Genomic DNA, 17,134 nt, shown 5'->3' with positions numbered 1-17,134 from the left:
GAAGTTTGATGGTCTAGTTCGGCAATAACGGAGAAGAAACGAGGCAACTATCGGACGTGAGCTACCAAAAGGCATGACATTACATCTCATTACGGTGTCAAATTGCTAGCAGTTTCGGAATGAGAAAGGAGATAGTTTCTTTTTTCATTCCATCGAACAGGGGGCCGGTGCGCTAGCCCCTAACGATGGCCAAGCCGCAGGCATAAAACAAACGAGCGGTGAACGATGAGCTTGGCTATGCGAAACTTAGGGTGCCCTCTGGGCATCCTTTTTTCGATGCATGTTTAAAAAGAGTTAGTTATATTCGAACACTGAGCTCTTTTCTTGATAAACCTTTGGTCGGTATCTGCGCGTGAGCTGAAGGGATTTTAGTTTAGTTCATTAGCTATAGAATGTGTCTTAGTGATTGGGCTGCCTTTGGTCATTGATGGTCTTAAAACGATCACGGCCCAATCCGGACATTGATCCAACCACGCGTCGCAGCGCCTCAGTTTCCCCGAAGCGGTCATTGGATCAGTTGTGCAGCATTTTGGCCCGTTCGATGTCGGCAATGCGGACTTTCCAGACTTTCGCCGCAGCTGCGCCAATGGCGGCTTTGGATGAACGCGCAAGGTCACAAACGGTCGTTATCGCCGGTGACAGAAACACTTGCGTTTTATGTAGAAAGCCTTCGACGCTCAGCGAGGAACAACAAACAAAGCGTTACTGTCATAGCGAGGTACGCTGCTACGGCGTGGGGTGCGAGCGACGGAAGGCCATGCACGAGCAGTGTTCCGTTGCCACCAGGAATGACTGCTGCAGCCGCACCCATCACGGCGCCTCCGGCAAAACATCTTGCCGCAGATACCGGAGTGGGTCGCCGTAGCTGGAAGTCGTGGTACCTGATGGCCGCAACAACTCCTCCCGCAGTGACGGTCATGGCACAGATCAAAACGGGCCAACCGTTCGCTGTAAGCGTCGGATCGACCAGTCGTGCGGCGCGGTTGGACAGGACGCTCATATAGGTCCAGTTCCCGGCCAGGGCATAGAGAAGCCCACCGCTGATCCCTACGATCAGCATGGAGCGATACGGCCCCATGCGGGTGGAGGCTGGGTCACGAAGGCCCCTGATCCATCGGGGAACACGACGATAGAGCGCCAGCAACAGCGAGATGGCCTACACAGCCACGAACGCGCCCCCAAAGTTTGAGGGCTCTTCAAGGGGCGAAGGGACCGGCGCTGTGACGCTGGCTTGCCAAAGACCAGATGACGTCATTGCAGTGGCACCGATAACCATGCCCAGCACGCTGAAGCCAAAGACCAGATTGCCGCCTGTCAGATGCGCCAAGGTCCCAAGAACGCAAGCATTGTTCAGGCGCGCGCCAAGGCCTAAGATGGCCCCCGCGACGGCGACGGACACCGTGACGGGATATCCCGCTGAAAGCGTCACATCCGCCGGAGCCAGCCAATGCAGTGGAACAACCACGGCACCCGCTCCGGCGGCGGCGACGCCGAAGGCGCGGAAACGTGCGCTGCGCCGGTCGACAATCAACGCCCGCGTCGCCAGAACGGCGCAGATGCTGCCACGCCGGATGGCATAGCCGACGAGGAACGACAGTCCCAAGAGTAAGGGGATCAGGATCAAGGTGCCGTTCCTCGCTGTCGCTTACCCGCCCGGTCCGCAGTCGATGCAGCGCAGTGGCGGGTTCGGACCGAATTCCAGCTCGGCGGCCAGATTGCGCAGCGCGGTGCGCAGGCCCTCTTCCAGAACCGGGTGGTAGAACGGACGTTGCAGGGTCTCGATCACGGTCAGTCGGCTTTCGATGGTCCAGGCAAGCAAATGCCCGATGTGTTCGGCTGCAGGACCGATCATTTCGGCACCCAGCAGGATCCCCGTTTCGCGCTCTGCATAGACGCGCAGCAATCCCTTGTCCTTTCCGATCACGCGCGCGCCCCTGGTCTTCGAACGAAACCTCGCCATAGGCAAAGTCGATCCCATCCTTCGTGAGATCACCTTGTCCACGCCCGGCGATGGCAATCTGTGGATCGGAAAAGACGACACCCAAACCAGTGCGCCGGGCGCGGCGATAGACCTCTGGATAGCGCGCGGCGTTTTCGCCTGCGATGCGGCCTTCATCTGCTGCCTCGTGCAGCAACGGCAACTCGATGGCAGCGTCGCCGGTTACGAAGATCGAGGACAACCCGTCCCCCGCCGTGTCGGCGCGCATCGACATGTGATCGTGACGCGGTGCGCCCCGTTCATCCAGGATCAGTGAGGTGTTTTCGACGCCGATGGTGTCCAGGTTGGGACGGCGACCAGTGGCCGCCAGCAGGACATCGAAGCGTTCCTCTCCCGTGTCAGCAGCATTGCCCTTGTCGGTCCAGCGTACAACGACCTTGTCGCCATCACGGGAAATCTGCGTGTCCGCATCAAAATGCGCGGCAAACTCGGACTTGAACGTGTCCCTTGCATAGGCCACGAGGTCGGGATCACTCAGGGGGCCGACGGAGTTGCCAAGGCCAAACAGGTGCACGCGCACGCCAAGCCGTGACAGCGCCTGACCCAGTTCTAACCCGATGACACCCGCGCCAAAGACGGCTGCCGAACGCGGCAGATCCTGCCAGTCAAAAACATCGTCATTGACGATCAACCGGTCGCCTGCCGTTTTGAACGGGGGCGGCACGATGGGGCGAGACCCTGTGGCGATGATGACAGTGCGCGCCGTCAGACGGCTGCCATCGGCAAGCTCCAACGTGGTGTCGTCGATGAAGCGCGCGTGTTGCCGGATCAAATGGCGATCCTCAAAACTGTCCACGGCATCATTGACGAAGCCGACAAACCGGTCGCGTTCGCGGCGCACGCGGTCCATCACGGCCACACCGTCGATCGTGACCTCACCGGTGGACACGCCAAATTTGTCCGTATGGCGGGCTTCATGTGCTGCATCTGCGGCAGCGATCAGCAACTTAGAAGGCATGCAGCCAACACGTGCGCAGGTCGTCCCGAGCGGACCACCGTCAATCAAGGCCACGCGGTCGGTGTGTTTCACAACCTCGCGAAAGGCGGCCATCCCGGAAGTCCCTGCGCCCAGGATGGCGACATCAACATCATACTGGGTCATTGCTTTGTCCTTCTTCTTTTAGGTCAGACAGGTTCCCCAAGGCCCAACAGCGGGTCAAGGTTGCCAGCCGCATTGAGTGCCACAAGATCACTGTTTCCGCCCACATGGAACTCCCCGATGAAGATTTGCGGGACCGTTCTGCGCCCGCCGCTGCGGGCGATCATTTCAGCGCGCAGCAAAGGGTCGGTCGAAACTTCATAATTTTCAAAGATGATCCCCTTGGATTTCAGTAAGGCTTTGGCGGCCTTGCAGTGTGGGCAATAGTCTTTGGTGTAGAGGGTAACTTTGGCGGTCATGGTCTTTCTCCTTTAGCGTACGGAATGCCCGCGCCTCGATGGCGCGGGCAAGTGTGCAGCTCAGTTGTTTCTGGCGATCCGCTTGAGGGCGTCACCCGTCAGGAAAAGCGCACCTGCCAACAAAACGATGTCCTTGAGCAGGAACTGACCCGGGACGACGGACAGGGCCGGAAAGCCACCAAGGCTCGGCTCGGTCACGGGTGCCGTGAACAAAAAGCTGGCGGTGACAAGGAAGGTCGCAAGCGCACCGAGCGCGCCAAGCAGGGCTGCCTTGGGGAATTTCGCACCGATGACGATCAGCGCGGCGGTTGCGATTTCTGCGGTGCCGATCAGGTTGGACGCGCCTTGCAGGCTGAACACGCTGTAAAGCCAGTTCGTCAATGGGCTGGAGGCGACCAGCCCCTCAATGGCACCCGCTTCGTAGGCGGTGAATTTCATCGCACCGATCCAGCCCAATACGATGGCGGTGGAAAAGCGCAGCGTGTGCACGCCAGCGAATGTTACATTATCGGCAAAGGTTGAAAGATCCGTGGCCGGGGTTGCTTTGTCGGTTGCGTATGTCATGTGCGTCTCCTTCTTGACCAATCGGTCTTAAATTTGGTATAGCTGTGCGGCGTCAGTGCCGATGACCCAGACCTAAGAGATAAAGACCGATCGGTCAATAATTAGAATGTCACAGCTTCGCGAGGAACATTTCACATGCAGCAACCCGGTCGCCCCAGGGAATTTGACCCCGACGAAGTACTCTCGAAGATCATGCAGCTTTTCTGGGAGAATGGGTACGAGGGCACAGGTCTGAGCGATATCATCGCGGCCACAGGCATGGGCAAGGCGAGCCTCTATTCCGCATTTGGCAACAAACAAGAGATGTATCTCAAGGCGCTGGCGCGGTACGAGGCGCTTATGGTCGATTCAGCCGTTGCAATCCTGCGCGCTGGTGATCGCCCCCCGTTGGAACGCATCAACGCGTTCCTGTCCGCCCCGATCACAGCCGTGCGTGACAATGCCGACAGGCGTGGCTGTTTTCTGTGCAATGCCGCAGCAGACCGCGCGTCCTTGGACCCAAAGACCGGTGCGGTTGTTCTGCGCGGCTACGCCAAGATGCGGTCAGCAATCACTGAGGCGTTGAACGCCGACAGGCCGGACCAAGACGACGACGCAACCGCGCAGCACGCGCAGCTTGTTCTCACGGTATACTCTGGCCTACGCGTCATGGCCCGGTCGGGCATGAAGAACGAAGACCTTGAAATGGCCAAGATCGCCGTTCTGGAGAATCTGACTGGTTAGACGGACTGCTGCAAAATGCCACGTGCCACAAACCCTTGGCAAATCTCCGCTTAATTTTGACACGTTTTTGGCTGCGTCTCGAAAACTGGACGTTCGTGCAAAGCGCAGCATCCGGCACTATGGGCTGATTCCGTTGAAAAACTCTTGGTTGATTGGGGTGCGAGCGCCTGATTCAATTCTCTCAGCGAGCGGGAGGATTTGCGATGATGGGACCGAGGCAGGAAGCGCAAGCTTCGCTATTCTACGAGTTCTCGCTGGAAGGTCACGTTCCTCACGATCACCTGCTGCGGTCGATTGATCGTTTCGTTGATCTCAGCACCATCCGCGCACATCTGGCGGATTTCTACAACCACACGGGTCGGCCGTCGGTCGATCCTGAACTGCTGATCCGGATGCTGTTGGTTGGGTATTGCTTCGGCATCCGGTCAGAACGGCGGCTCTGTGAAGAGGGGCATTTGAACCTGGCTTACCGGTGGTTCTGTCGTCTCGATCTGACAGATCGCATCCCGGACCATTCTACTTTCTCCAAGAACAGGCACGGACGCTTCCGCGAGAGCGACTTGTTGCGCCATGTTTTTGAGACGACTGTCGCGCGTTGCATGTCGGAAGGGTTGGTTGGAGGACAGGGCTTTGCGGTCGATGCCAGTCTGATTGTCGTGGATGTCCAGAAGCAGAACTCCAGCAATCCCGAGGACTGGGCGGCGCGCGATGTTGACCCTACTGATGCGCCACGCGCGGTGCGCGAGTATCTGGATGTATTGGATGACGAAGCCTTTGGGGCCGCCAGCGAGGTGAAGCCGAAGTTCACAGCCCACGTCGACCCTGCGAGCCAATGGACGGCAGCCCGGAAAGGCCCTGCGTTCTTTGCCTATTCGGACAATTACCTGATCGACACAGATCACGGGATCATTGTCGATGTTGAAGCGAGCAGGTCCGTCAAAACAGCTGAAGTGGGCGCATCACGCCGCATGATCGACCGGACAAGCGAATGCTTCGGGCTGAAGCCGGACTGGGTTGCGGCTGACACCGCCTACGGCTCTGAAGAGAACCTCGCCTGGCTCGCGTTGGATCGACAAATCCTGCCGTTCATCCCTGTCTTTGACAAATCGAAACGCCAGGATGGAACGTGGTCGCGGTCCGACTTCACCTGGGATCCCGACAATGACAGGTATCTTTGTCCCGAAGGCAAAGAGTTGAAGCGCACTCGGCAATACCACAAGGACCCACGCAACAAGCAGCCGCGAACAGGCCGCCGCAAATACCGCGCCAGCAAGATGGTTTGCAGCATCTGCCCTGCAAAGGAGAGGTGCTGTCCGAAGGTCGATGCACGTTCCGTCACCCGCGAGCGGTTCGAGGAGGTCCGGGAGTTTGCCCGCCAATGCACGGCCCCGGAGTTCAATCCAAAGGCTCAGGCGCGCCGCAAGAAAGTCGAGATGCTCTTCGCCCACCTCAAACGCATTCTCGGTCTGGGACGGCTCCGATTACGAGGGCCCTGTGGCGTTCAGGATGAATTCACTCTCGCCGCCACCGCCCAAAACCTCCGAAAAATGGCCAAACTCAAGCCCATGATACCAGCCAAAGGATGAGGAGCCATCAAGTCTCGCGCATCCAAAAGAAATCAAAGCGATAGCTTGAGACAAAGCTCCAAAGTCAGTGAGTTTTTCAACGGAATGGGCTCGAAGCCGGCATTCGCTGCAGCCTCCCTGAATGACCGAACAGAAGCGCGCTTCTGGTGACGTCCCGTCTCTATTGCCGCATCGGGTTGCCTCTGCAGTCAACGGATCTCGTTCAGGCGCCTCCTGAGAAACAGGGCGTCGGCGTCCGTTGTCGCTCTTTCGATGGCTTGAGCGTAAGCCTCTCGCGCAGCGTCGACGTTCCCGGATCTGGCAAGCAGGTCTGCCCGGGCGGCGTGCCAGGGCTGGTAGTCCGACAACGCCTCTTTGAGGTCTTCTATCAATGACAGCCCACGTGTCAGGTCTCCGGCACGCGCGATCGCAACGGCCCCGTTCAAACCCACGACCGGTGTGGGCTCGAACCGCCACAAAGCTGCGTAGAGTGCCGCGATCTGCGGCCAATCCGGCCCGGGATGCGACATGTGACAATCTGAAATGGCTGCCTTGATCTGGAACGGCCCCGGAGCGTGCCGGCGCACAGCTGTTTCCAGAANNTGCCGACCTTCGGCTATCTTNTCAGCATCCCATAACCCGCGATCCTGTTCATCAGGAGGCAAGCTTGCTCCGTCGGGTGACACCCTCGCGAAACGACGCGCCCCAATCAGCAAGATCATTGCCAGCGCCCCTTCNATCTCTGGATCATCAGGGCGGAGTTGATTGATCAGACGCGCCANAAACTCTGCNTCGTGGCACAGATCGCGNGTCTCATCNNGACGGTTGACNTAGCCCGTTGTGAAAATCAGGTAGACCGCCGTCAAAACNGCATTCAGGCGCTCCGCCCATTGATCGGGACCGGGGATGGCGAACGGAATACCGGTCGCCGCAATCTTGGCCTTGGCACGGGACAGGCGCTGACCCATAGTGGTGTCCGCGTCAAGGAACGCCCGTGCGATCTCGACTGTTGTCAAGCCGCATACCGTTCGCAGTGTGAGGGCAACGCGCGACTTTGGCTCAAGCGCGGGGTGGCAACAGGCGAAGATCAGGCGCAGGCGTTCATCTGGGATGAAGTCTTGGTCAGGCATCAGGTCGTCGTTGGNCAGTAGGGCCAATGCCTCTGTTACCCGCGTATGGCGCGACGTCTTCCGCAACCTGTCTATCGCCTTNCGCTGCGCAACCTTCAACAACCAGCCTGCAGGCGAGGCAGGCGGACCGTTTCGCCCCCAATGGGTCAGGGCCGAAACGGCGGCCTCCTGCAGGACATCTTCGGCAAGGGTGATGTCGCGCAGGCTTGCCGNAAGAATGGCCACAAGCCTGCTTCGATCNGTCTGGATGGTGCGGTCAAGCAAGGCNGCCGCCGCCATGGCATGGGCCGGTCCGGGAATGGCCTGCGGCATCCGTTCAGCCCGCCGGGTTNTAGTCCATGAGGGGGCGGACTTCGATGGTGCCGAAATCGGCCGACGGGATCAACGCAGCATAGGTCAATGCGGCGTCGAGGTCGGGCGCCTCGATGACGTAATAGCCCCCGAGATATTCGCGCGTTTCGGCAAAGGGGCCATCCATCGTCTCCACCTTGCCGGCCTTTCGACGCAGCGAAGTGGCNGTTTCGACNCCCTGCAAAGCTTCACCAGNGATCAGAACGCCGTCCGANTTCATTCGTTCGTTGGCGGCGAAATACCCCNTCATGAACTGGTCAAATTCGGGCGTGCCNAACTTGGGCTGTTGTGCGGGATCATTGTAGATCAAAAGCATGTACTTCATTATGAACTCTCAGAATGCAAGGGCTTGAANGGCGATGCCGACCATGGCGATCAAGGCGGCGGTGATGTTGGTTCCATTGCCGATATAGCGAAGCGGATGANCGGCGTTGTCAATGGCGAGCCCGAAGGGGTGGGCGATGCGNCCCANGATCAGCAATGCACCGGCGGCATGCAGCCACAGTGGCGCGACGCCCGCCCCTTCGGCCAGGATCATNAGGATAAGCANAAAGCTGCACCACTCGGCGCAGTTTCCATGCTGACGGATGCGTTGCAGCAGAAGCGCATTGCCGCCTTCGCCAGTTGATATGCCGGTTTTGCCACGGAGCGCTGACACGCGCATAAAGAGGACAAGGTAGATGACGGCAGCGGCCAACGCGTAGAGCGGGGTGATCGTGAAGACCATGGAAGGTCCTTTCTTTTAGGGTTTCGATACCCTTAGGACGCTCGGGCCGGGTGGATTTCGACATGCGCTTCAAATTTTCTGTTCAATCGCGGACAAAGCTCGGCGGTTTTCGACGGTGATCTCGATAAAAGGAGACGCTTAACGGATTTGTCTNGAAGGTCGGCTATGGGCTCNAAGCGGNCATGCGGCGGTGCGGCGTCGGCAAGTCCTTGGTCGACCTTGGCTCGACGCCGCTTCCGGCNCTTACCGGACCTTCATGCCACACGCGGCGAAGGACCGGTTTGAGCCCTTATTTACCACGTCGAGCCAAAGACGTTCTGCAATAACAGCATCGCGTTTGCGGGGGAGATCCCAAGGCTGGCATTGTTCAGCAACTAAAAATGGTTGCCAGCGCATCCATTGCATGCGCTGGCAGTCAGATCTTCAGCTTGCGTCTTTGAACTCAGCGTATTCGCCCCGCACCTTGACGGTTACGGTAACGTCCTCATCGTCGCGGTTGCGCCAGAACCAACCGTGTTCGCCAGCGAAAGACGCTTTGATCTCACCTTCGGCACCAGNAGAACCACGGCCCTTCTCATAGGTCTCTGATTGGCCTGAACCATGACCGTGCAGNTCGAAGTTCACCCGACCTCCTTTGACCAGCATAACAAACTCAGCCACTTGCCCCTCTTCCATGACNAGTTTCCATTCTGCGGTNTCACCNGGNGCGAGAGTGAACGTGATCTCGTCGCGCCATTCCTTTCCTGGCTCGGCTGTCACTTCCTGGGCATGGGCTGCGCCGACAAAGATGCCGAGGAAGTCATTCAACAGGCTCGACTCTTGCTGGCTGCGCAGCGCTTCTTGCTGGGCTTCCAACTCCATGAGGCGATCGGCCTCGGCCTCTGCGGCAAGCTGGGTTTTAATCTCCCCCATCTCTGCAAGGCCAAGCACGCCACCGATCCCGGTCGGGTCGATGTCATATTCGGCCGGTAGCACAACGGTCACGAGGATAGCGACTGCGCTGGCTGCGGCAATGGCTGTCGAGCGGAGCAGTTGGCGGGAGGAGGGAAGCTCGTCGAGGCTTGGTTTTTCTGCATTGAACATATTGGTCTCCTATTTTTTCAGGTTGCTACGAAGTAGCCGGTGATTTGCAAGCCCATCAGGATGAACCCCATGGACATCATAACGACGTTGGCGGTGTAGGCTTGGCGGAAGAAGTTGGGGGATTTCCGCCAAAACCCCATGACGATAAGGATGACGCCGAGCGCCATCAATTGGCCCAGTTCGACGCCAACGTTGAACGCCAGAAGGTTGGCCAGAAGGCCATCCGAAGCGATATCGTAGTCGAGGATCTTGGTCGCGAGGCCGGTCCCGTGGAAAAAGCCGAAGATCAGCGTGGCGGCTTTTGTGTTGGGCTGCACACCGAACCAGCGTTGATAGGCGCCAAGGTTATCGAGCGCCTTATAGACGACCGACAGGCCGATGATAGCGTCAACGATATAGGCGTTGACGCCCCAGCCGAACCAGACCCCCGCCAGCATCGTGGTCGAATGCCCCACGGCGAAAATGCTGACATAAATACCGACGTCTTTCATCTTGTAGAGGAAGAAGACGACACCCAGCAGGAACAGGATATGGTCGTAACCCGTCACCATGTGTTTGGCACCGAGATACATGAAGGGAATGATGTTCACCCCCCATATCTCTTGGATATACCCCGCGTCGCCGGGGGTGACATTATGAGCCAAGGCATGGCCTGCGCTCAGGATGAGTAAAGTTATCGTGATGAGGGACAAGATCGCGACCCGGCGTGTGCCAAGATCGGTCCAGCCCCGTTGGACTGTGTTCATGAAGTGAACTCCGCAAATAAGGTTGTGATCGGAATGAGAGTGCCGACATGGCACTGGGGATCACGCGCGCGGAGGTCTTTCGATCGAATACACCCTTGAGATATTTGCCGAAGCGGCACTTAGGCGCCACGCAGCCCGGACAACCTCAACAGGCCGGATATTCGGCTCAGGAGCCAGCACCACGGCCTGGCTATGATCATGGTCCGCACTGTCATGACTATGGCCGTGCATGGCCCATGCGAGGTCTTCTTCCAAACCATGAGAATGCCCATGATCTAAGATCATCTGCTCGTTTTCTTGGAGGACATCCAGCACAGCGGGGACATGCGACGACGTCGGCACGACAGACCAGAGCAGCACGGCCACGCAGAGAAGCATCGCGAAAGCGGCTTGTCCGGTTGTCCGCAAAAACTGCATTCGTGCTATCTGCCTCTTGCCTATCATTCTGGGCGGCTTCGCCGTCTTGCCCTATCCCCCCGAGGGGGATAGGGTCTTAGTATGTCAAACACACATATTCATGCAAGTCATCCCGCCCTCATTGCCCGGCTGAAACGTGCCGATGGGCACCTGCGTGCGGTTATTACAATGTTAGAGGAAGGCAAACCCTGCGTGGATGTCGCACAGCAGCTTCAGGCCGTCGAGAAGGCGGTGACCAACGCGAAGCGAGTTCTAATCCACGATCACATTGATCATTGTCTTGAAGTCGACGGCTCCGCCAGCGACCGCGCCGAACTCAAAACCATCACCCGCTATCTTTGAGGGATATATGCTGGCTGTTCTATCGGATCGCACTTACCGGCATCTCTTTCTGGCCCAAGTCGTAGCACTTCTTGGGACCGGATTAGCGACGATGGCGCTTGGCCTTTTGGCATACGATCTGTCCGGAGAACGGGCCGCGATGGTGCTCGGCACCGTTTTTACGATCAAGATGGTTGCCTATGTCGGAATTGCTCCGATCGCGGGTGCCTTTACCGACCGGCTGCCGCGCCGCGCGATGTTGGTATCGCTGGATCTCTTGCGCGCGGCGGTGGCGCTGGCCCTGCCTTTCGTGACCGAGGTCTGGCAGGTCTATGTCCTGATCTTCCTGCTGCAATCGGCCTCTGCTGCCTTCACGCCAACATTTCAGGCGACAATCCCGGACGTGCTTCCAGAAGAAGATCGCTATACCCGAGCGCTGTCGCTCTCGCGGCTGGCCTATGATCTGGAGAACATCATCTCGCCCGCGCTGGCTGCTGTGCTGCTGGCGGTGATGAGCTACAATGCGCTGTTTTTGGGAACGGTCGCAGGCTTCGTGGCCTCGGCCCTGCTTGTGGTCTCGGTCATCTTGCCCAGTCCCAAGGCTGCAGAGCCACGCGGAGTGTATGACCGCACCACAAGAGGCATTCGCATCTACCTCGCAACACCGCGTCTACGTGGCCTGCTGGGCCTCAGCTTGGCCGTGTCAAGCGCGGGGGCCATGGTTTTGGTCAACACGGTCGTTCTGGTGCGTGGGCAGCTCGGGCTGGACGATACCGCCTTGGCTTGGAGCATGTTCGCTTTCGGGGCGGGCAGCATGATCTCGGCACTTGCCCTGCCGAAGCTGCTGGATAGATTCCCCGACAGGCCAGTGATGCTGACAGGCGCTTGGCTCATGGTCGCGGCGCTGTTCACCATTGCGGTCTTAGTCATATCTATAGGATTAAGTTGGCCATTGCTGTTAGCTGTCTGGCTGGTGATCGGTTTGGGTAACTCGGCCGTATTAACCCCATCTGGCCGTCTTCTGCGCCGCTCCGCTCATCCCGAAGACCGGCCAGCAATTTTCGCGGCGCAATTCGCGCTTTCCCACGCCTGCTGGCTCCTCACCTATCCCCTCGCAGGTTGGCTGATGACCACATACGGGACAGTTCCCACACTCATGGTCTTGGCTATCGTTGCGACTGTCGGCATTGCGGTGGCGCTGCGGTTCTGGCCTGCTGATATGCCGCACCATCTGACGCATAGCCACCCAGACCTGCCTGTGAACCACCCTCATCTTCAGGGAAAGCGAAACAAACTTCACCATCACGAATTCATTATTGACGACCTTCATCCCCATTGGCCAAATCTCAGCTGATGTATTGACGCTCCGGCTCGCTTCTTTGCGGTCCTTTCGGGTGTCTCGTTCGTCTGGCTCATACCCTCCCCGCTTCTTATCTGGATCGCGGCGATGGGAAATTTGTTCGGCTTGGCGATCAACTGGCTCTGGGTCCAATATCTCAATTACATAACATGTCACCGCTGGTTCCCGGTCTCCAGAAACGGGTACAGTGGGTATTGATCTATAACGCAGTGTAGGGTCGGCTTAGCCCTTCCTCCACATGGTTTTACCAACTACAATGCAACTGTGCGTCCGCAGCGAACGGCAGCAAAGTCCGCAGTGCAGACCCTGGTGAAGATCGCAGCGAATGACCGGTATCCGCCCGATAAGTATATGGCTACTCAGTTCTAACTTCCGTTCCGAGATTAAGACAGTAACAATACTAGTCCATACAGCTTACGCGAATATCATGGCGCAGCGGTTCGGTGTATGACACCTTTCGGGTATGATCGAATACCAAACCCTCGCTGACGACCACCCCGACCTTTTACAGTCACCGTTGCTACGGGCAGCTCTTCTGACCTTGCAATATACGCAGGAACACGGATCGATCGGGATTACCAAAAACAAGGCGTTCAAGCGTACCTTCGTTCATTGGGCCGTACAGAATTTTGACTGGCCAGGAGAAGGTGCGGATGAGGTGTTCCGTTATCATAAGGTGATCAACGAAGCTGACTACGCGCCGCTCGAAGTGCTGCACTTCCTGCTGATTGAATTACGCCTTGGTCGCCACTTCAAAGACGAGTTCCGGCTCACCAAGCGTGGCAAAGAGTTGGCCCAATCGCCCGGGCGCTTATTTGTCGAATTGATCCCTTATTTTGTACATCAGATAGATCACTCCTCTTATGCGCGCTTTGACGACCAGCCCTTCGGTAATTGGGAAGTTTGGATAAATGTGATCAACGTGGAGGCCGATCACGGCATCAGCGATGTTGCCCTATACCAAAAGTTCTATGGCGAACCGGAGAGTGACCGCAATGCTGCCAGGCGGGACATATACGCCTTTAAGGCCTGCGTTTTACGACCGCTTGAATGGGCCGGATTGCTGATGTCGACCCAAGACCAGGGCGCGGAAATGCGCGCTGTCCACGTGTTTAAAAGCCCGCTCTGGCGCAGTGTTTTGAAGTTAGACACTGACGATATGCTTCAATCGGTACACCTCCAGTGAGGCCTCTTCACCTTCTGTAAGCAGGGCAGGGGTGTTGATTGTCACCGAGAACTGATGGGTTGGATACCCCCTCCCGACGGCATCGCAATGTGCCAAGGTGATGTGGGTCACATCACTGATAGGAGGAAGCATCCATGGAACAAGTTACCATCGTTGGGTTAGATTTGGCAAAGCGGGTTTTCCAGGTTCACGGCGCCACGGCTGATGGCGGCATTGCTATTCGCAAAAAGCTGTCTCGGGGCCAGGTGTTGGCATTTTTCGCGGACCTGCCGCCCTGTGTAGTGGCGATGGAGGCCTGTGCTACAGCACATTACTGGGCCCGTGAAATAGGTGCTTTGGGACACAATGTGCGGCTGGTGCCACCTGCGTACGTTAAGCCTTTCGTAAAGCGCCAAAAGAATGATGCCGCTGATGCAGAAGCCATAGCCGAAGCAGCCAGCCGGCCGACTATGCGATTTGTTGAACCGAAGTCGCCGCAACAACAGGCGCGTGCTATGGTTTTCAGGACGAGAGATCTTTTCGTCCGGCAAAGAACGCAAACGATCAACGCTCTGCGTGCGCATCTGGCAGAACACGGGCTGATCGCACCGCAAGGCATGTCCAATCTGGCAAATATCCGGCGGTTGATTGACGAGGCCGCAGCTGAAGTGGAGCCTTTGGTTGTCGAAACAGCTCACACCTATCTTGAGCAAATCGATGATCTATCATCTCGCATTTTGAAGTTGGAGGCGACGTTGAAACAAGAAGCCGCCCGAACTGATGCTTCATCACGGATGATGACTATGCCGGGAGTTGGTCCCATTACCGCAATGGCGATAGAGGCTTTTGCTCCATCTCTTTGTGTCTTTAGGCGCAGTCGGGATTTCGCTGCTTGGTTAGGGCTTGTGCCACGACAACATTCTACTGGCGGCAAACAGGTCTTGGGCCGAACGTCGAAGATGGGGCAACGGGATATCCGGCGACTACTCATAATTGGCGCAATGTCGGTCATTCGGTGGGCAACCCGCAAAGGAACAACCCCAGGGACTTGGCTACATTCCATTCTCCTACGCAAGCCGCGCAAGGTGGCGGCGATCGCACTGGCCAACAAGATGGCCCGAACACTGTGGGCGATGGAAACGCGGAAGGTAGATTACAGAGATCCACGTCTGACAGCGGCTTGATTGTATCGAGCAGTCAGTAGTGGAAGTCGGCGTGTGAGGAGGTCATAGACAGTAAGGACAAAAGATCGGTGACGACGGTTTTGAAAACGCATCCGGGTCAATGGGCCAAGAGCCCGCAGAACTGATTTTGCATCAAGGCCGCGCAGCTCCATACCGGCCAGCGGTCATATGATTGCCGCACAACAGGCCTGATACATGACCGCATCCGATCACACGTCACTATGTCGAAAAACCATCTTGCGCGAACGGGGGTATCCATACATGACCCGGCATTTTCACCGAGACTTGACCCACCCAGTTGTTATGTTCTTTGCTTTATGATGGCGTCAATGCCGCTTTCTCCTTTCGTTTTTGTTTGGCTGTCGTCGAGCTGGCCTTGAACCGATAGCTGTCGTTGCCGGTCTCGAGAATGTGGCAACGATGTGTGAGGCGGTCGAGGAGCGCGGTGGTCATCTTTGCATCACCGAACACGCTGGCCCATTCACTAAAGCTCAGGTTGGTTGTGATAACGACGCTGGTGCGCTCGTAGAGTTTACTCAGAAGGTGTAACAGCAACGCGCCACCGGAAGCGCTGAACGGCAGATATCCGAGCTCATCGAGGATCACCAAATCAGCTTTCACCAGCACCTCTGCGATCTTTCCTGCCTTGCCTTGGGCCTTTTCCTGCTCCAACGCATTGACCAACTCGACCGTGGAGAAGAAGCGCACACGCTTGCGATGATGCTCGATTGCTTGAATGCCGAGGGCGGTAGCGACATGTGATTTTCCCGTTCCAGGGCCCCCGATCAGCACTACATTCTCAGCCGCCTCCATGAACTCGCATCGGTGAAGTTGGCGGACCAAAGCTTCACGGACTTCGCTGGCACCAAAGTCGAAGCCAGAGATGTCTTTGTATGCCGGAAAGCGTGCTGCCTTCATGTGGTAGGCCCCTCTCATGCATGTAAACATGCACTGCCGGGCAGTGGATGGAACGCACCTCACGTTCAGCCATCTCGGCCTTAAGCAGCTGCGACAACATGGGGATCGCTGCATCGAAAGCGGGCGATCCCTGCTCATGCAGGTCCTGCACGGCCTGAGCCATGCGTCGTGCTGAAAGCACGCCTTTGGCGTGATGCATCTTCAGGCTGCGCATCATGATGACGATGGCAGCACGGGCGGGATCATGACGCATGACGTGTTGCTCCCGTGGTGCGTAGCCCGTCATATCGTGCGACATTGGCCTCGGGCTCCTTATTCAAAGAAAGAGCCGCAGGCGGGGTCACATCGGGCTGGTCTACCGGTGCGCCATCCACCAGCCTGTGAAATAGCTTCAATACATGGGTTTTTGTTGGCACGCCCGCCTCCAGCGCCATTTCCACCGCGCAAAGCACGGCCTGTTCGTCATGGTGGAGCACCAAGGACAGGACGTCGACCATCCATTGACCGGCAGTCGATACGAAGTATCGATGACAGGGACGCGGTCACCACCTGGCCTACGCAACATATGATCCTGCAGCTTCCGGAACCCTTCTGGCATCTCAACGAAGGGCGCCCCGTTGCGCAGCGCGCCGGGTTTGCGTTGAACCACCGCCAGATAATGGTGCCAGTCATAAATAACGCGCCCTGGCTGACGGTGTGAGCGTTCAATAATGCGCTCATGCGTGCAGACCACATGGCCTTCGGCGACGATGACCAGCCGTTCAGGATAGATGCGGAGACTGACAGGGCGGTTCGCAAAGCTGGCAGGCACTGAGTAGCGATTACGGTCGAATGCTATCAGACAAGTGGGGGACACCCGCTTGCTCTGCTCGACAAAGCCGTCAAACATTGTGGGCAGTGGCATCAGCGCGGCCTTCTCGGCGTCCCAGACATCCGCAATATTGCCAGGCAATCTGCCATGCGGTGTCTCGGTCCACAGAAGCTTGCAGCGCTCCTCCAGCCATTCATTCAGCGCATTGAGGTTCGGAAAGGCGGGCATGAGTTGCCAAAGCCGTCGTGCTGCAGGCACGCCTTTGGCGTGATGGCGGGCGTCGCGCACATTCTTCTCAACCTGACCTTTCTTCCACCCTGCCGCGGGATTGCAGAACTCAGGGTCAAAGACATAATGGCTGGTCATCGCAAGGAACCGTGCGTTTACATCGCGCTTCTTGCCGACACCAATCCGGTCAACGGCTGTCTTCATGTTGTCATAGACGCCACGCCCCGGAACACCCTCAAACACCCGAAAGCCATGCCAGTGGGCATCGAACAGCATCTCATGCGTTTGCAGCAGATAGGCCCGCACCAGAAATGCGCGGCTGTGGGACAGCTTGATATGGGCGACCTGAAGCTTGAGACGCTCGCCCCCGACATAGGCCCAGTCCTCGCTCCAATCGAATTGGAACGCCTCGCCCGGCTGAAAGACCAACGGCACGAAAACACC

At 57.5% G+C, this 17,134-nt stretch carries 16 protein-coding genes and 3 pseudogenes; 6 read left to right on the top strand and 13 right to left on the bottom strand.

Annotation, left to right across the window (positions count from 1 at the left end; genetic code table 11):
- Positions 1-655: 655 nt before the first annotated feature.
- The 6 genes and pseudogenes from CBB63_RS14330 to CBB63_RS14305 all read right to left on the bottom strand — a co-directional run bounded on the left by CBB63_RS14330 (position 656) and on the right by CBB63_RS14305 (position 3,961).
- On the bottom strand, positions 656-1,078 hold the full coding sequence (locus tag CBB63_RS14330; protein WP_286699660.1) for a YeeE/YedE thiosulfate transporter family protein: 423 nt from the start codon (positions 1,076-1,078) through the stop codon (positions 656-658).
- Positions 1,079-1,156: 78 nt separating this feature from the next.
- Complete coding sequence (locus CBB63_RS14325; RefSeq protein ID WP_286699630.1) at positions 1,157-1,624, bottom strand: YeeE/YedE thiosulfate transporter family protein; 468 nt, start codon at positions 1,622-1,624, stop codon at positions 1,157-1,159.
- A gap of 21 nt (positions 1,625-1,645) precedes the next feature.
- Positions 1,646-1,924, bottom strand: coding sequence for an oxidoreductase dimerization domain-containing protein (locus CBB63_RS14320; protein WP_286699629.1), 279 nt, complete (start codon positions 1,922-1,924; stop codon positions 1,646-1,648).
- Positions 1,925-1,982: 58 nt separating this feature from the next.
- Positions 1,983-3,050, bottom strand: a pseudogene (locus CBB63_RS14315) (dihydrolipoyl dehydrogenase); the annotation flags it as partial.
- Between the two features lie 74 nt (positions 3,051-3,124).
- The gene (gene grxC, locus CBB63_RS14310) at positions 3,125-3,397 is read right to left on the bottom strand and encodes a glutaredoxin 3 (protein WP_286699628.1); all 273 of its coding nucleotides are present in this window, start codon (positions 3,395-3,397) and stop codon (positions 3,125-3,127) included.
- Between the two features lie 60 nt (positions 3,398-3,457).
- The gene (locus CBB63_RS14305; protein ID WP_037953736.1) at positions 3,458-3,961 is read right to left on the bottom strand and encodes a YkgB family protein; all 504 of its coding nucleotides are present in this window, start codon (positions 3,959-3,961) and stop codon (positions 3,458-3,460) included.
- Between the two features lie 135 nt (positions 3,962-4,096).
- Here CBB63_RS14305 and CBB63_RS14300 point away from each other — a divergent pair, with 135 nt between their 5' ends.
- Complete coding sequence (locus CBB63_RS14300; RefSeq protein WP_009824790.1) at positions 4,097-4,684, top strand: TetR/AcrR family transcriptional regulator; 588 nt, start codon at positions 4,097-4,099, stop codon at positions 4,682-4,684.
- Between the two features lie 203 nt (positions 4,685-4,887).
- Entirely contained in the window at positions 4,888-6,270 is a 1,383-nt protein-coding gene (locus CBB63_RS14295) for an IS1182 family transposase (RefSeq protein WP_286699627.1), read from the top strand.
- 188 nt (positions 6,271-6,458) lie between these two features.
- On the opposite strand, the gene CBB63_RS14290 is transcribed toward CBB63_RS14295, so the two are convergent.
- The 5 genes from CBB63_RS14290 to CBB63_RS14270 all read right to left on the bottom strand — a co-directional run bounded on the left by CBB63_RS14290 (position 6,459) and on the right by CBB63_RS14270 (position 10,286).
- Positions 6,459-7,658, bottom strand: coding sequence for an RNA polymerase sigma factor (locus CBB63_RS14290; RefSeq protein WP_502695946.1), 1,200 nt, complete (start codon positions 7,656-7,658; stop codon positions 6,459-6,461).
- A gap of 37 nt (positions 7,659-7,695) precedes the next feature.
- Entirely contained in the window at positions 7,696-8,046 is a 351-nt protein-coding gene (locus CBB63_RS14285; protein WP_502695945.1) for a YciI family protein, read from the bottom strand.
- Positions 8,047-8,064: 18 nt separating this feature from the next.
- Positions 8,065-8,457, bottom strand: a complete 393-nt coding sequence (locus CBB63_RS14280) for an MAPEG family protein (protein ID WP_286699624.1) — start codon at positions 8,455-8,457, stop codon at positions 8,065-8,067.
- 423 nt (positions 8,458-8,880) lie between these two features.
- Complete coding sequence (locus CBB63_RS14275; RefSeq protein ID WP_286699623.1) at positions 8,881-9,540, bottom strand: transmembrane anchor protein; 660 nt, start codon at positions 9,538-9,540, stop codon at positions 8,881-8,883.
- Positions 9,541-9,557: 17 nt separating this feature from the next.
- Positions 9,558-10,286, bottom strand: coding sequence for a HupE/UreJ family protein (locus CBB63_RS14270; RefSeq protein ID WP_286699622.1), 729 nt, complete (start codon positions 10,284-10,286; stop codon positions 9,558-9,560).
- Between the two features lie 498 nt (positions 10,287-10,784).
- On the opposite strand from CBB63_RS14270, the gene CBB63_RS14265 reads away from it, so the two are divergent.
- From CBB63_RS14265 to CBB63_RS14250, 4 genes are all read left to right on the top strand, one after another.
- Positions 10,785-11,045, top strand: coding sequence for a metal-sensing transcriptional repressor (locus tag CBB63_RS14265; RefSeq protein WP_286699621.1), 261 nt, complete (start codon positions 10,785-10,787; stop codon positions 11,043-11,045).
- Between the two features lie 7 nt (positions 11,046-11,052).
- The gene (locus CBB63_RS14260) at positions 11,053-12,378 is read left to right on the top strand and encodes an MFS transporter (protein WP_286699620.1); all 1,326 of its coding nucleotides are present in this window, start codon (positions 11,053-11,055) and stop codon (positions 12,376-12,378) included.
- Positions 12,379-12,847: 469 nt separating this feature from the next.
- A complete protein-coding gene (locus tag CBB63_RS14255; protein WP_286699619.1) occupies positions 12,848-13,570 on the top strand; it encodes a hypothetical protein in 723 nt (240 codons plus the stop codon).
- Positions 13,571-13,704: 134 nt separating this feature from the next.
- Positions 13,705-14,733 carry an IS110 family RNA-guided transposase gene (locus CBB63_RS14250; protein WP_286699618.1) on the top strand — a complete coding sequence of 343 codons (1,029 nt, stop codon included), beginning with the start codon at positions 13,705-13,707 and terminating at the stop codon, positions 14,731-14,733.
- Between the two features lie 315 nt (positions 14,734-15,048).
- On the opposite strand, the pseudogene istB reads toward CBB63_RS14250, so the two are convergent.
- Positions 15,049-15,904 (bottom strand): annotated as a pseudogene (gene istB / locus CBB63_RS14245) (IS21-like element helper ATPase IstB).
- Positions 15,894-17,134, bottom strand: a pseudogene (gene istA / locus CBB63_RS14240) (IS21 family transposase); the annotation flags it as partial. The pseudogenes istB and istA, both read right to left, overlap by 11 nt.

The sequence above is a fragment of the Sulfitobacter sp. TMED3 genome (genome assembly GCF_002167505.1).
Classification (GTDB): domain Bacteria; phylum Pseudomonadota; class Alphaproteobacteria; order Rhodobacterales; family Rhodobacteraceae; genus Sulfitobacter; species Sulfitobacter pontiacus.
The sequence above is the reverse complement of the archived record's forward strand: the minus strand, read 5'-3'. Positions and strand labels throughout refer to the sequence as shown.